At 37.2% G+C, this 14,501-nt stretch carries 16 protein-coding genes; all 16 read right to left on the reverse strand.

Features of this window, described 5'->3' with window-relative positions:
• Positions 1-92 precede the first annotated feature (92 nt).
• The 16 genes from MWU84_RS06895 to MWU84_RS24415 all read right to left on the reverse strand — a co-directional run bounded on the left by MWU84_RS06895 (position 93) and on the right by MWU84_RS24415 (position 14,492).
• Positions 93-473 carry a hypothetical protein gene (locus MWU84_RS06895; RefSeq protein WP_246899870.1) on the reverse strand — a complete coding sequence of 127 codons (381 nt, stop codon included), beginning with the start codon at positions 471-473 and terminating at the stop codon, positions 93-95.
• 44 nt (positions 474-517) lie between these two features.
• Positions 518-1,132, reverse strand: coding sequence for a hypothetical protein (locus MWU84_RS06900; protein WP_246899872.1), 615 nt, complete (start codon positions 1,130-1,132; stop codon positions 518-520).
• 166 nt (positions 1,133-1,298) lie between these two features.
• Entirely contained in the window at positions 1,299-2,204 is a 906-nt protein-coding gene (locus tag MWU84_RS06905; protein WP_246899874.1) for an IS982 family transposase, read from the reverse strand.
• Positions 2,205-2,391: 187 nt separating this feature from the next.
• Positions 2,392-3,768, reverse strand: coding sequence for an HD domain-containing protein (locus MWU84_RS06910; RefSeq protein WP_246899877.1), 1,377 nt, complete (start codon positions 3,766-3,768; stop codon positions 2,392-2,394).
• A gap of 10 nt (positions 3,769-3,778) precedes the next feature.
• On the reverse strand, positions 3,779-4,486 hold the full coding sequence (locus MWU84_RS06915; RefSeq protein ID WP_246899880.1) for a hypothetical protein: 708 nt from the start codon (positions 4,484-4,486) through the stop codon (positions 3,779-3,781).
• A gap of 550 nt (positions 4,487-5,036) precedes the next feature.
• Positions 5,037-5,981: a hypothetical protein gene (locus MWU84_RS06920; protein ID WP_246899882.1), complete on the reverse strand. Its 945-nt coding sequence runs from the start codon at positions 5,979-5,981 to the stop codon at positions 5,037-5,039.
• A 10-nt stretch (positions 5,982-5,991) separates the two neighbouring features.
• Positions 5,992-6,879 (reverse strand): DUF6175 family protein, encoded by an 888-nt coding sequence (locus MWU84_RS06925; protein ID WP_246899884.1) that lies wholly within the window; start codon positions 6,877-6,879, stop codon positions 5,992-5,994.
• Positions 6,879-7,757, reverse strand: coding sequence for a hypothetical protein (locus tag MWU84_RS06930; RefSeq protein WP_246899886.1), 879 nt, complete (start codon positions 7,755-7,757; stop codon positions 6,879-6,881). Before MWU84_RS06930 ends, MWU84_RS06925 begins: the two co-directional genes overlap by 1 nt.
• A 43-nt stretch (positions 7,758-7,800) precedes the next feature.
• Positions 7,801-9,810, reverse strand: a complete 2,010-nt coding sequence (locus MWU84_RS24410) for a WG repeat-containing protein (protein WP_246899887.1) — start codon at positions 9,808-9,810, stop codon at positions 7,801-7,803.
• A 77-nt stretch (positions 9,811-9,887) separates the two neighbouring features.
• A complete protein-coding gene (locus MWU84_RS06940; protein ID WP_246899889.1) occupies positions 9,888-11,093 on the reverse strand; it encodes a C1 family peptidase in 1,206 nt (401 codons plus the stop codon).
• A 5-nt stretch (positions 11,094-11,098) separates the two neighbouring features.
• On the reverse strand, positions 11,099-11,473 hold the full coding sequence (locus MWU84_RS06945; RefSeq protein WP_246899892.1) for a protease inhibitor I42 family protein: 375 nt from the start codon (positions 11,471-11,473) through the stop codon (positions 11,099-11,101).
• Positions 11,454-12,161 (reverse strand): hypothetical protein, encoded by a 708-nt coding sequence (locus tag MWU84_RS06950; protein WP_246899894.1) that lies wholly within the window; start codon positions 12,159-12,161, stop codon positions 11,454-11,456. The genes MWU84_RS06945 and MWU84_RS06950 overlap by 20 nt, the downstream gene beginning before the upstream one ends.
• Positions 12,162-12,246: 85 nt before the next feature.
• Complete coding sequence (locus MWU84_RS06955; RefSeq protein ID WP_246899896.1) at positions 12,247-12,834, reverse strand: FHA domain-containing protein; 588 nt, start codon at positions 12,832-12,834, stop codon at positions 12,247-12,249.
• A gap of 2 nt (positions 12,835-12,836) precedes the next feature.
• Positions 12,837-13,085, reverse strand: coding sequence for a hypothetical protein (locus tag MWU84_RS06960; RefSeq protein WP_246899899.1), 249 nt, complete (start codon positions 13,083-13,085; stop codon positions 12,837-12,839).
• Between the two features lie 2 nt (positions 13,086-13,087).
• Positions 13,088-13,756, reverse strand: a complete 669-nt coding sequence (locus tag MWU84_RS06965) for an FHA domain-containing protein (protein ID WP_246899901.1) — start codon at positions 13,754-13,756, stop codon at positions 13,088-13,090.
• Between the two features lies 1 nt (position 13,757).
• Positions 13,758-14,492, reverse strand: coding sequence for a LytTR family transcriptional regulator DNA-binding domain-containing protein (locus tag MWU84_RS24415; RefSeq protein WP_246899904.1), 735 nt, complete (start codon positions 14,490-14,492; stop codon positions 13,758-13,760).
• Positions 14,493-14,501 lie beyond the last annotated feature (9 nt).

A 14,501-nucleotide genomic window follows, 5' to 3' on the forward strand; every position in this document is an offset into this window, starting at 1 on the left:
TATTAGTTTTTACATTTAGTTCAACAAAGACCATGCACCATTATTTTAATTATTTCATGTTAAGACATCTAGTGTCCAAAAAATCCGTTTACTCAGCGAGATGTCCAATATTCTGAACCAAACTTAATTTCTTTTTTAAATAGAAAGGATTTAATTTCCTCAAAGGGGTCTTCCAATCGGTTTAAAAACAATTTCTTTAAACAAAGAATCATATTATCATTGATTTTATCATCTGTTAGATTTTCAGGAAACTTTAGTCCAAATCTTCTAGTTATAAAACCAAGAAAGTAGGTTTTTTTATTATTGATCCATGCCTCAAACAAAATAAAAAAAAAATCTTGCTTTTCCTCCTTAGGCACCCTAAGAAGATATGTTCCCGCCAGTTCCTCATTGCAAATTAAAACTTGGCCCGATTCAAAAAATTGGACCGAAGTAGTTGTGGAAGAATCTGAATATAGAATAATTGATTTCATTTAAATACAGGTTTGGGTTTTAATGGAAAACAAGGAATTGAATCTTAAATATTTAATTGCTCTATTCTGGTTCTTGTAGCAACCATGTTCTTCTTCAAAGCAATCAACTTCCTCTCTTTGTCGCCAAGAGCATACTTGGTGTTCTTAATTAACGCATCTACTTTTCCAATCTCCTTCTTTATGTTTTTTACATGGCTATCTGCCTGAACCAAAACGTCGGCTACCTCTGAAACCTCGGAGTAGTTTAAGATGGCGTAAATGGCACTGATCGCCGTTACCGCACCTGCTACATTCTTCACCTCCCTGGAGAACTCATTGGTGGTATCAAAAGAAACAGTGGCACCTCCCAAACCCCCAACTATACAGGCCACCGCCATTTTATGATCCATTAGGTAGGCCATAACCCTATTTTCGTAATCCGCTAACTTGGATTCCAATTGAAATTTAGAGCGACTATGGTCTGTTAATTTTGCCTGTTGATTGATCAACTCCGAATCCAATAAATTGCGATAAGATTGGTAATCCATAAGTTTGGATTGCAATATTCCTATTTCATAATTCTTTTGCCTGGCCAATTCTTTCTGCTTCTTGTTATCACAGCTAACGAATAGGATCGTAAATACTAATAAAAGGGCCAATGGGTTTTTAAAATTTTTCATGGTTTCAAGTTTTGGAATGTTGTTAATATTATTTGATGGCTCAAATATATTTTCAGTTGGCGCCTCCATACTTTTTTGTTGTATAAAACCAAGTATTTAGTATAGGAAACAAAAAAGAGCCCATAAATGTGGACTCTTTCTTTAAACCTGAGTTCGGTCTAAGTTTTTAATAAAATAAGGTCAGTTGTGATGTATTTTCTGTTTCAAATTTGATTCCTGGCTTCTTTTCTTGAAAGGAGTAGGCGATAAGGCTGGCCACCAAGTTGGTCAAGAAGTTTCCAAAGCTGGGGTGGCGTGAATGTTCAGCCTGGCATATATTCTTTAGCTGGTCGTTTATCGTTTCAATGACAGACCTTTTTCGCAGGAGGATCTTGTCCCTCATGTCCATCAGCATGTTTTTCATATTGTTCCTGATGCCGGTGACCAGGTGCAGGCCTTGGTCGAAGAGCATTTCCAGGAGGTCCTTCGAGATATACCCCTTGTCGGCATATAAACTGCCGAAGATTTTTTTGAGCACCTTGCCCTCCTTCAGCGGTGCCCTATCGTCCTCGTTTGCCTGGGTAATCACAAAGTCCAGCAGTTCCCCCTTATCGTTGATCACGATGTGCAGTTTAAAGCCGTAGAACCATCCCATTGTCGATCTGCCCACATTGGCGATACCCTTGAACACTTTGTTGGCATTGATGCGTTTGTTCTTGCATACCCGAAGTGGCGTGGAGTCCACAAAGGATATCCCCGTGCACTTGCCAAGGCAACATGTCTTCATATAGAGCACCAAGGGCAACATGTTGGACTGCATCAGTTCGGTGAACCGGTTATAGGAGACCGTAACAGGGAACTCGCTCCTTAGATGCTCCTTGACAAAGTGAAGATAAAAATGTTTGAAGGTCCGGTAACCGCTCATATGGAAAAGCACGGTAATGGTCAGGATTTCGCTCTGTGACATCTTAAAAGCACTGTTCCTTTGCTTTTTCCCATCGGAAATGAGCTTCTTCTGGAAGGCGGGCTCAAAAACTTTGCAAAATTCATCTATGGAACAGAAAATTTCAGTAATTTTATACTTGGAAATCATAAGCGGAAAGTTGGTTAAATATTTGAATTTCAGATACTTAAATATACTTAATTTTCCGCTATTTCTATTGTGAAAACATTACTTTCTTACGTCGAATTCAGGTTTTAAGGTATTCGATTAAGGTTGGGCTATTGTTCTACTGTAAAAAAGCACCCTTTTGCGCTTCTTATAGAATATATATGGCAATCTAAATAGTGTTATTCTTTATTTTTAAGAGTATTGCTTCTTTTTTCTCCCCCTCCAGTTGTAGTTCATAGCTTTTCGCTAAAATTATTCCAAATTCTTTGGATGGTCTTAACCCAAGCACGATCAAATCTTTTCCTTGGACCAAAGGTGCGATTTCCTCTTCACCAAATTTCTGAAACAATTGGAAACACATCTCAGAAGTTTCATGCTTATCACTTAATACGTTCCTACCTGTTCTTCCGGCAGAATCTGCCTTACTCTGCCACCCCAAAACATCAAGTCTACATTTGTTATGTAATCTTTTCCAAGCTGGTTCTTTAGCACCTGAATTGAATAATTGCCCCGGCCTCATATGAAGCCCAACAATAGTGATTACTTTTTTTATTAAACTTTTATTATTGGTCATGCGCTTCATAAAAGCCTCAGCAATTGGAACTCCTGCAGCATCGTGCCCGTATGCCCTTAAATCTGGAGTAGTTGTAGATGGTTTTCCCACATCGTGCAATAATGCCCCGAACATAAAAGCGAGACGCCAATCACTATTGGGCAATTGGTCCCTTAGTTTAGCTGCTTGGTCAATTACCATACAAGTATGTACCCATACATCTCCCTCCGGGTGCCAAATTGGATTTTGAGGGCATCCTATTAAATCATTGAGCTCCGGAAAGTGTTTTAACCAACCACAATCTCTCAAAAATTGCAATCCCATTGAAGGTTTATCCGCTTTCAACAATAATTTTTCCCACTCCGAAAATACGCGTTCTGCAGGAAGTTCATAAAATTCATCAGTCATTTTCTGGCACAACGCAATGGTCTCCTTTTCAACGCTAGTGCCTTTTCTGGGTAATAATTGCATTATTCGCAAAACGCGCAATGGATCTTCTACAAACGTATTATAATCTGTTGCCCTAAGTATACCGTTCTGCAGGTCATCCAAGCCATTAAATGGGTCTACCAATTCTCCATTATGCATGTTTAAGTACATACTATTTATAGTGAGATCCCTACGTCTACCTGCTTCTAGTGGGGTCATAGCCATATCCAATTCTACCTCAAAACCCTTATGCCCTATACCTACCTTATTTTCACGTCTGGGCACGGACAAATCTATTTCTATATCTTGAATCACTGTTTTTAAAACGCCAAAAGCCTTACCAACTATATTTGAAGATAAATTTAGCTGTGCCAGCAGCTTGTGGATTTCTTCGTACTGCAGGCCGTAAACCTCAATATCTACATCCTTAATTTCAATTTTATTAATACCATCTATTACAGCTCCACCTATGAGCATTGCCGTTCCATTATTTTGTTTTATAAGATCCAACAGAGGAATAAATGCTTCGTAATGTGCGATTATGTGTTTTAATTCTATTTTCACTAGTTCTATTTTAATTTAATTCCTGAAGTTTTTTTATTACAATAGCCGATTCCCTATGGCCTTTTTGTTCCGCCATGGTAAGATATTTATAACCAAGAGCCAGATCTTGTTCTATTCCCTGACCTTTGCACAACATTATCCCGGTATTATATAATGCTTCTATATGACCTTGCTCGGCAGCCTTTTTAAATAATTTAAAGGCACTTTTATAATCTGGCCGTCCTTTTTTAGGGTTATAGTTCTTTAGTCCCATATTATAATTCCATTCCGGAATATCATTTAGGTTTTTCCTGTCCGTAGTATCGTCCCCCAAGTTTTTAAAAAAGAGCAACAATCTCCAAAAAAGTAACGGTAAAATTAACCATCCCGAATAGCCAAAAGCATATTCCTTCCAAGGAATATCATACGCCGGCATTGGATTTGGCAATTGCCCTGCTTCTTGAAGTTGCGCAATACGTGTGGTATCCAGTGGATAATATGAATTATACTGGCCCCTTATACCAAGAACATAACCATGATCTTTAAAATAAAGACCTGCTATAAAAAACCTTCTAGAAGTTCTGTAAGCCAAATAAAGGTCTTCTCCCTTTGGGCCAGACACATCCAATTCCTGAATTTCCTCAATGGATTCCATTTTCCCAAAAACACCTTTTCTTGCCCAAATACTGTTCATGGCAATCATTGTTATCACCATGGTGATCAATACTGTTCTCATCATTTTTAAGTTTTATTTAATTGATTATTCATTAAAACTAAATCCACACAATCAATTAGCTTTTTAATTATATTTGAAATGGTTATTTTAGTATATATAAACATTCACAAACCCTTATTGTAATACAGAAGCATGAAGAACCTTCCTATTGAACTTTTAATTATCGTTGGTGCACTTATAGTCATTTTAGTGTATACCATGAAAAGAATATTGCATAAAAAAGGATATCATGTATATTGGTACAGAGGTAACCATTTAAAGGATTTTTCCAATTTTTCCAAACTACTTTCCCAAGAAGAAATCCAATCGAAAAAAATCAAATTTCAACTACTGTTTTTTACGCTAATTTTGCTAATACTAGCCTATATAAGCACTCTAGTTTATTTATTTACAAAGTCCTAAGCTACCGATGGGCCTGTCTGGCGGACAGGTAGTGCGAAGGCGGGAGACTTCACACTGCGCTTTACTGACTTTAATTAGTTTATAAAACCTAACTTTTGGTGTCAAAAAAAAGAACCAAAAAGGTTCTTTTTTTTAAAATTGAGATAACCTATCAATTACAATCTACTCCAATACCCAGATCACAAAGCTGTTCCTTATCGTCTTTTTGGGCCACCTCCCTTTGTGCCTTTTTAAGTACCGTTTCTTTTCGTTTCTCTAATTTAACTTCGGCATCTTGGTTCTTCTCAGAATTTTCACTGTTTTTATTCGTTTCAATTCCTTTCATTAGGCTTTGCGCTTCGGAATAGCAGCTAGAATTTTTACTAATTTGCTCCAGTAGCCCTCGGGCATAATCCAACTCACTTTTATTAATGGCAGTCTTGGCCTCCGTGATCAATGTTTTACACTTAAGGTCGCTGTAAACTACATAGGCTTCCACCAGCTTGGACTGGATCTTAGCATAGCAATCGCCGGATAGGCTATTGGGGACGGTCAATAACAGATTAATGGCATCTGCAACCAATCCATGGTTCAGCATAGCATCGGCTTCATTATATATTCTATTGCAATTGGACTGGTAGTAATCCATAATTTTTTGTTTTATAACCCCCATAAATTTTTCAATATCCTGTCCCCTGGTCTTTATTCGGCCTATACTTTTTGTAATGGCATCATCCCTGCTTCTTCTGGATTCTCCCTTAAGTTTTAAAGGAAAAGCCGCCGCCAGTAAGCTCTTTGTTTTTGCATCGACCACCAAAAGGGTCAGTTCTGCCTCTATGGAATGGATATCCCCGTACGTTCCGGGAATGATGTCCTGGGCATAAATTTCAAACTTGGGATAAATTACAAAGTCGTTGATATAGTCGGTCCCGGACATCCCAGAATTGGAGACCATACTTTGAATCTTGGTCTGAATTTTGGAAACATGGCTTAAGGTTAAATCTTCCAGTAGAAAATCAGGGGTTACTACAGCCAGTTTAATTTGGCCTAAATCATCGTTTTGGGAATATATTGTTGGCCCCAAAAACAATAAAGCCAAAACTATAAATTTCTTCATATCCATTTATTTAATACAGTTCCACATAAATGCTATTCCTACTTGTCTTCATCTTAAATTCCAATTCCAATTCATCCAAAAATCTAGAAAGTTGTCTTGCAACCTTACTTGGTCTAGAATTGCATTCATACTTGTAAACTTCCACAATTAGCTGGTTTTCACTATCGCTCTTTAATTTATAGTATCCATTTTTGGAAGTTTCCTCTACCCAATCTTCCAAGACGTACTTTAACCTAGTGTTATCCGCCTGCGGCAGTTTGCAATCCATATTACAATCCGAATCTTCATTTACAGTAAATCTAATGTCTGCAATAGCACCATCTTCTCTACATTTTTCCAAAGAATTAACTATTTCCTGCATAAAATTTTCTATATACGACATATCATTACCCTCCTTATCTTCATAAGCAATTTGATTAATGGCAGACTTTGTCAAGGCGGTAACATCTGTGGTATAATAGGGATTTGATTCACAAACCTCACTTGCCCAAAATAAAGATGATGAAAAATGGAATGCTTCTACGATTACTGACACTTTATTACCTCCTGGGGTTTCTACGTACTCTAGCTCCAATTCTACCAAAACATCGGCCACCGCATCTTCAAATAACATTTCTGTTCGGTCGCATTGACTACATTCATCCAACTTACCGTCTCTCATGAGTTTGTTGAATGCCGCTTCAAAGTCTTTAGTATCAAAACCGAAGTTTTTAAAAGCATCATTTACAGTAGCCATTCCCGCCTTTAAATTAAAGGGTATTTTGTTATCGATAATATTCTTATAGGCCTTCTCTCCTGGAGCAATCATTATACTTGGTAGCACCAATCGCTCATTGGGTTCTTGCGCCCGTACTACAAGAACAACCAATAATACTATAATGGTAAATTTGATCCTCATTATATTTTAAAATTATTAAAACATATTTTACATTCTATTTCTTCACAACTAAGCTCCACATTTGGATCATTGATCAATTGATCCAACTCGTCTACCATATTCTTTTTGATACCACCAACTGAAATACCCCCTTGGACTTCGTCTATGGAAAACTTAATGATTTCTTGTTTACGGGTAAGCCCTGCAATACTGGAAACCTTATAAATAGCAAACCTGTTTCCTTTTTCAACACCTTCATCAACTCCTACATTGATAAGAATATTGGCCCCTTTTTTGGTTTTTTCCAATTGAATTATCTCTACGGAAAATGGGGTGTTGGCAATAATGAAATTCCCTATTTTATTTCTTAAGAGGTTTATTTGGGTCGACATAGCGCTAATTTCGTCTATGCCATCCGCTGAAATGGCTATTGGCCCCGGGGTAAATGTTTCTGAAGCCATTAACTCACCTGTCTCAACACTGGAGATATTGATGCTAAAACTAAGCTTACAATCAATACCGTTTTTCATGTCCGCATATTCAACAGCCGTTAATTTACCGCCAATTAAATACTTTGCTCCCTTTTGTAGTCCTTGTTTGGCCACTACTCCATTGATAAAACTAACATTCTTTTGAACCTCTATTTCCTTATACTTGGCCGTTTCGGCATAGGTGGTCCTGTCTAGGGGAATATATCTTTTAGATTCTACAAAAAGTTCCTTTACCGTTTCTGTAAGCAGTTCTGCCTCCCTATAATTTTTTTCGTCCAATGCCTCAAAAGTGGTAAGACCAATGGTTGTTTTCTTATTTTTTAAATTTTGGGATATCCCAGGGGAAATACACAATATTAAAATAAGTAAAAGTACGGTATGCTGCATTTTTAAAATTTGTAATTTCATTTTCATTTGGTATTTTAATTTATGTTGCAATAATTTATCCAATTCAATTTACGAGTTCAAAATCCTCTACACGGTCATAGTTTTGCTCTATTATTTGTTTGTTATTTTTGTCTATATAAGTCCATTTGGAATTTAATTTTACCGGTGCAATCCCATTAACAAATTTCCCAGTATTTTCATACATAAAGTCAATTATTAGCTTTCCTTTTTTGTCAACAAACCCCCATTTATTTCCTTTTTTTACCGCTGCCATACCCTCCGAAAAAATTCCCACTTGTTCGAAAGTATCATTAAAAGCTAGGTTTTCAAATTTGTCAATAAATTGCCATTTTTTCTCGCCTATTAATACCCCCATTAATCCTTCAGAATAATTTTCTACCCCTAAGTAATTAAAATTAATTACTTGTTCTCCAGTTAAATCGATAAAGCCCCATTTTCCCTGTTTATTTACTCCTGCCAAACCATTGGAAAAAGAATGTACATTGTCATATATACCAGAAAATGCCCTCTTTCCATCTTGGCCCATAAAACCCCAACCTTCACTTATTCTTATGGGAGCAAGTCCATCACCAAAAAGCTTGGCAGCTTGATAAAATTGATCAAAGGCGTTATTTCCATTCTTATCAATAAAAAACCACCCTTCGTTATTTTTCACAAGTGCCAACCCATCGGAAAAGGGAGTAGCCAGATCAAAATCGCCCTTCACCGCAATATTTCCGTCAATGTCAATAAAATTCCACCCTTCTTCGGTAGCAATAGGGGCAACACCTTCCCTGAAGTTTAATCCCCCATTATAAGTTGGCTCAATTATTGAATTGCCTTGGGAATCAATATATCCTGTTTTGCCGTTCAATTGCACCATCGCGGAAAATTCAGGTTCCGTACTTCCTCCCAAAAACCGTGAAATCAGGAAGGCCGATAAACCGATACAAACCAAAACAATAGCTGCCAAGACCATCGGTTTCTTGGTCTTGTTTCCGGTGTTCCCAACGGGTTTGGGGCTTTCCTGTATGGGCCCCTCAGGGACTTCCTGATTTTTAAGGTTAACGACCGTTGGCATGTCATCATCCGCTACCTCATTTTTTAAAATTGTGGTACGCTCATCACCATTGTCCATAGGGCTATGTAATTCCTTCCTAGTGGATTTCAATGCGCTTTCTGCCCTTAGAAAGGAATCTCGCTCTAAGGAAAAGAATTTTTTCGGTAATTTTTTCAACAGTTCCCTACCGGTAGAAGGTCTTTTTTCCGGATCCCTTTCCAAGCAAAGCCTGGCAATGGGTTGCCAATCTTCCGGAAGCAATTTCAAATCTTCAAGTAAATCTTTCTTAAATATTTGTTGCATAATTGCACCTTGCTTCCCGGCACTCCTGGCACCAAATCCGTCTACCTCAAAAAGTGTGCGTCCGGTAAAAACCTCAAATATGATAATGCCAAAACTCCATAAATCCGTATTGAATTTTAGGGGGAGTCCCTTAAGTTGCTCAGGGGAGCTATACTCCACAGTACCCCCTGCAAAACTGTTCTGAAATTGTGAATAATCGTCCTGGATATCCGCTAGCTTACTCAGCCCAAAATCAGTTATTTTGGGAATTATTCCTACCTCAGGCCGGTTCACAACCAGGATATTTCCTGGTTTAATATCCCTATGTACCACCCTATTGTGATGTAGGTAAGCTATCCCTTGTAAAATCTGAACCAAAATTTTATTCCTTTCCCCCTTATCTATCTTATTGTTTTTTAAATAAGTTGAAAGGTTCCCCAAGGGATAAAACTGCATAATGGCATAATCATAAAGGCCCGGACCGTCCGCATACCTATATACACTTTCATAATTGGCAATATTTGGATGATCTTCCAATGCCTTTATGGAATCGTACTCCATCTGTAGGGAGAACTCTTTGCCCTCAATTTCCTGTATCTCCTGTACCTTTATAGCCACCTCCCTGTCCAAAGTGCAATCATACGCTTTATACACCGTACCAAAAGCGCCACCACCAATTTTATGGTCCTTGTTATTATATTTATATCTAATATGGAACTCTTGTCTGGTCACTTAACTGGTTATTAGTTGGTTATACTTGATTGGAAAGGAAACGTTGCGCTAATCCAATGGCGTCTTAAAAGAATCACTTACCGCTCTACTTTTTCCTCCTCCAATTCTAACGAAAAGACATTTGGATTTTTTATACGTTTCTTGTACGATAATTTAAACGATTTATCTGCGTTCATCACAATTGTTTTGGCCATACTTTCCCCCAAAATCGTAGATTTTTTACCATCCTTGGAAACTTTCGAATATGTAACAACCGTAATTTTGTGCGCTCCAGGGGTTAATCTTACCTTATTATTATATTTGACATTTTTTTTATTCATACCGTATTTATAAACCTTTTTACCGCTATCTATAAATAAGCCAAGGATTTGATAATCTTGGATTGATCCCAAAACACTTGATATGTTTAAAGTATACTTATCAGCTTCCGTAAATTTTGGCAACTGATAACTTTCATCCAACCGTGTAACATCTACCCATGAAAATCGTTTAAGGTCCTGTTTACCATATTTTACCCAGCCATAGCCCTCATGCCCCCATTTTATTCCCCAAGAGTTTTTTATGAGCCAAGCTTGTTTGGCATCGTCCCAGCCCGCCAGGACCACGGCATGACTCACCTTTCCTGTATTTTTATCCTGTAATATTCCAGATTTACTATTGTAGGACTGAAAAGCGGTACTACCGGCGTTTAAAGCTGCTATGACAGCCCCGTGTTTTACAATAGCCCTCTTAATTTCAGTTATGGAAGCATTATCATCCAATTGTCCCCAATTGGAAACTTTTACAGGTGAATTTTGGGCAATTGCACAATACCCTTTTTTATTTTGGTAAGGTATTTCCTTTTCACTTACTACTCCTTTATCACTTTTTAGTAGCTCTTGTAATGCCATTTCAGGGTAACCACCATTACAACCTTTGCTTTGTCCTATGCAATTGACCAATTGCTGTTCACTTAGATCTATTTGTTTTTGATTAATTAGCAGGTTGCTCGATTCCATTGCTGCCAAGGTGGAAAAAGCCCAGCAAGACCCACATTCGAATTGATCCTTAACTTCGGATATTCCGTTCACCGACCGCAAGTCAAAACGTTCTTGATTCTCATCCCCGTAGGAACTTGATAATTTGTCGTACAACAAATCCCCTGCTCCAATAAATTCACTGTGCACCTCCTGGATTTTTAACATTTCCTCAGGGGTCAAGGGAATTAAGCCAGTACCTTTGTTTTGGGATACTACAATTTGAAAGAACATTAAACTAAGTAAACCAATAATTACTTTTTTCATTTTATCTATTTCTTAATGTTGACTGTTATTTCTTTTAAGTGACCCTCTAAAATTAAATCGGGATCAAAACTTCTTATTTTTTTAAACTGTAAATTATATGAACCCGATTTAATACTTTTAAACACAAAAACTTTGGAATATTCAGAAAGGCCATTTTCCTTTTCCTTGTCTATTTTAAAAGTTTCGGTCAATACAATTTCCGGGTTTTCTACATATCGCCAAGAAAAGCCTCCATCACCCTCACCCTCCAATACAATTCTAAATTCTTCCCCAACGTCCAATTTCTTTGTGGATGTACATGAAATACAGGCCACCAACCCGCATAAAAAGATGAAGAACAATCTTTTCCAATCCATTGTTCTATGTAATATCTTCTCCATAATTATCTTCTTCCGTGTATGCTTCCCCGTCATTTAAACCCTCTATAATTTCTTCATCCGAACCAATTTCTTCCAGGCTTACTTCTTCATTTTCAAGACTTTTATTTCCGTCATCGCCTTCCTGTTCTTTTTCCTGGTTCCTATTGGGTTCCGGTTCGCTCCCACCGTGATCTGGAACTACGGTCTCTTCATTGGAGTTGTCATTTCCGTTTTCAAAGTCGGTATTCTCCTGGAACATTTTGAAAAATTCCTTTTTATCATCCTCAGAAAAGGAATCCCATTCCTCTTTATTATAGGTATTGTAATGTTGCCCCCTCCAAGTAAAAAAACCTCCTTGTCCCAATTCTTCCCTTGCCGTTTGAAAAGCTTGGTTAAAGGACATTTCATCCGTTACACTTTCCGAAAACTCAACAGAGGTGGGCACTTCATATTCGCATAGGTCATTGGAATCTACTTCAATAACGGCATCCTCAATATCGTCACTTTCGGGAGAATCATCCCTTTCCGCATATCTGGCGTTTGCATACTCAACCCCCTTGACACCTCCTATTCCCCCTAACAATCCTGCCAAGACTATCAAAGGCATTTTACCATTTTTCAATAACTGGGCTCCTTCAGGTGTAACTCTAAAAGTGAGTTTTTTCCGTTGGTTGGGGTTCACCTTTAATTTTATATTTTCTCTACTCATTGACTTATTTTGATTTAAAATTAGTAACACCAATGCTATACCCATTCAAATTTTACACGAAATGGGCTTTTTGATATATCAAAGACTAAAAGTCACTCTTCGAAAAACCTATTAAAGTATTCTGCCCTATTTTTACGATATCCGATATATCAATAAAAACCTGTTCCTGAGCCCCCAAGGTCTGAGGTTTTCCATCCCTCAACAAATGGGTTTTATGCAGGCTGTTTAAATCTTTGATCACAATTTTTGACCTGCCGTTAATAGCGCTGAATTTTAGTTCGAAATGTACTCGAGAGACTGCTGAATCAAATTCGGTAGGTATTATAATAGGCTCAGCGCTTTGATCCATCAATTTTATTTTTTGTACACTTCTGCCCACAATATAGGTCTTGTGGGTATAGATGTCCAATATGGCAAGAGTTGTATTCGTATTCCCATTGGTAATGGAAAGGCGGTAACTTGTATTTGTTTCCTTTTTGGAGGCTATAATAATGGTGCCTTTTGGGGTTTTACCCTTAGCCGTCGAAGCATTTTTTTTATCGACGAATTCCTTTATTTTGAGATTGACCCGATTACCGCATACCTGACATTTTATTCTTTGATCTAGTCCTATCAGGATCCATTCCTCCGGTATTTTAACTCTAGTTCCACAAGATTTACACGTATGCTGCATATCTAAAATTCTAGGTCCTCATTATCATCGTCGTAGGTGTCATCGTCATTATCGTCCATTCCCGCTACATTATCATCATTTATTTCATCATCATAAAGAGAATCTTCAACATCAGCATCCATCTGTACCTCCCCTTCAATCTCTTCGTCCAAATAACTATAGTCCAATTCAATGAAATTGTTTTCACTTACATGAAGCTCCTCAATAATAGAAGGTTCATCAACTTCTATTTCATAGATAAGATCTTTCATAATTACGATTTAATTTGCCAAGTGGCATTACATTGTTTATTTCTACAAGCTTTTTTCTCTTTCCAAAAAATACCTTCCTTGCCCGATAACTCGGAACCGCATTTAGGGCATACAAAATTTAGTTGAAACTCGGTTTTCAGTTCGTCCAAAAGTTCTTCTTTTTTTCTTTCTGAAATGCCCAAGGTTGAAATGGTACTTCCTAAAAATGTTGCGCCAATCATCAGTGGATACCTCAATTCCGATTTTATATTGGGGAAAAAGTAAATTACCACTACCACCAAAACCGTTATGACCAATCTTGGCAACATGGCAATGAGCCTATAATTTTTATTAAGGCTCCTTCGTTTGTTCTTATAGGCAGCTTCTATCTTAAGGAGCTGGCCAAACTCCTGGGTAAAATCCGTTCTTTGGGATTTTATATATTTTGTTAACTGATCGAATAAGTTCCCCTGGTCTGTTCTATGGCTGCCAAACCGGATTACATCCTTTGCCGTGATCTTTTTGGATACAATCTCTATTTCGTTAACGTAGGTACCATTTGTTGATTCAAGATCCACCAGGGTAAAGGTTTCAAAATCATCGGAAACAAGAATTTCAGCATGATCGCCACTTACAGTATCATTGTCAACTATATAATTGTTATCAGCATTTCTTCCTATAGTAAATTTCATATTAGTACCAATAAACAAATTTTCGGATTCTTTTTATATACTCCGGCCCTAGACTTACTATACGTGAAGGACAACCGTGGTTTGCCGTAAACCATACTTTTTCTGCATCGACCTTTAAAATTCTATTTCTATTGATCATATATGACCTACCAACTTTTTGAATACATGAAACATTGTTCAATCTTTTTTCAATAAACGCAATGGCTTTGCTTTCCAATCTTTTTTTCCCATTGGCCAAATGTATCTCTGTATAGTTTTGTGAAGCAACACAATAACAGATATCAGAAATGAATTCCAGATCAAAACTTCCTTTTGATTTTATTTTCATTTTCTCTATGGGAGCATTTTTATCAAAAGGATAGTACATTAACCTATTTACCAATTTCTTCATTACATCACTGGCATCTTTATCCAAATTGTAACAAAATGAAATATCCTCTTCCCATCCATAAAAGTTATAAAAAAGGGAAGCCTCCCTCACCGTAACTACTATTCTAGCATGATTATGTAAGTTTTTCTGTTTGTTAAGCTCCCTTTCATTATTTCTGTAATAACTTAAAAAACCCCTCAATTTAATCCTATCTTCCAACTGGTTATCTTCAAGATAAAAAAAGACCAGTTTTTCGCCATTATCCACAAAAGCATTTTTATTTAATGCCCATTGTCTTTTTATACTTTCTTCGGATTTTAAATCAGGAAAATTTTCAAATTCTAATATTGTTTCCTTGTTAACCACACCTAATAA

It is taken from the genome of Arenibacter sp. F20364, from assembly GCF_023015905.1.
Taxonomy (GTDB): Bacteria; Bacteroidota; Bacteroidia; order Flavobacteriales; family Flavobacteriaceae; genus Arenibacter.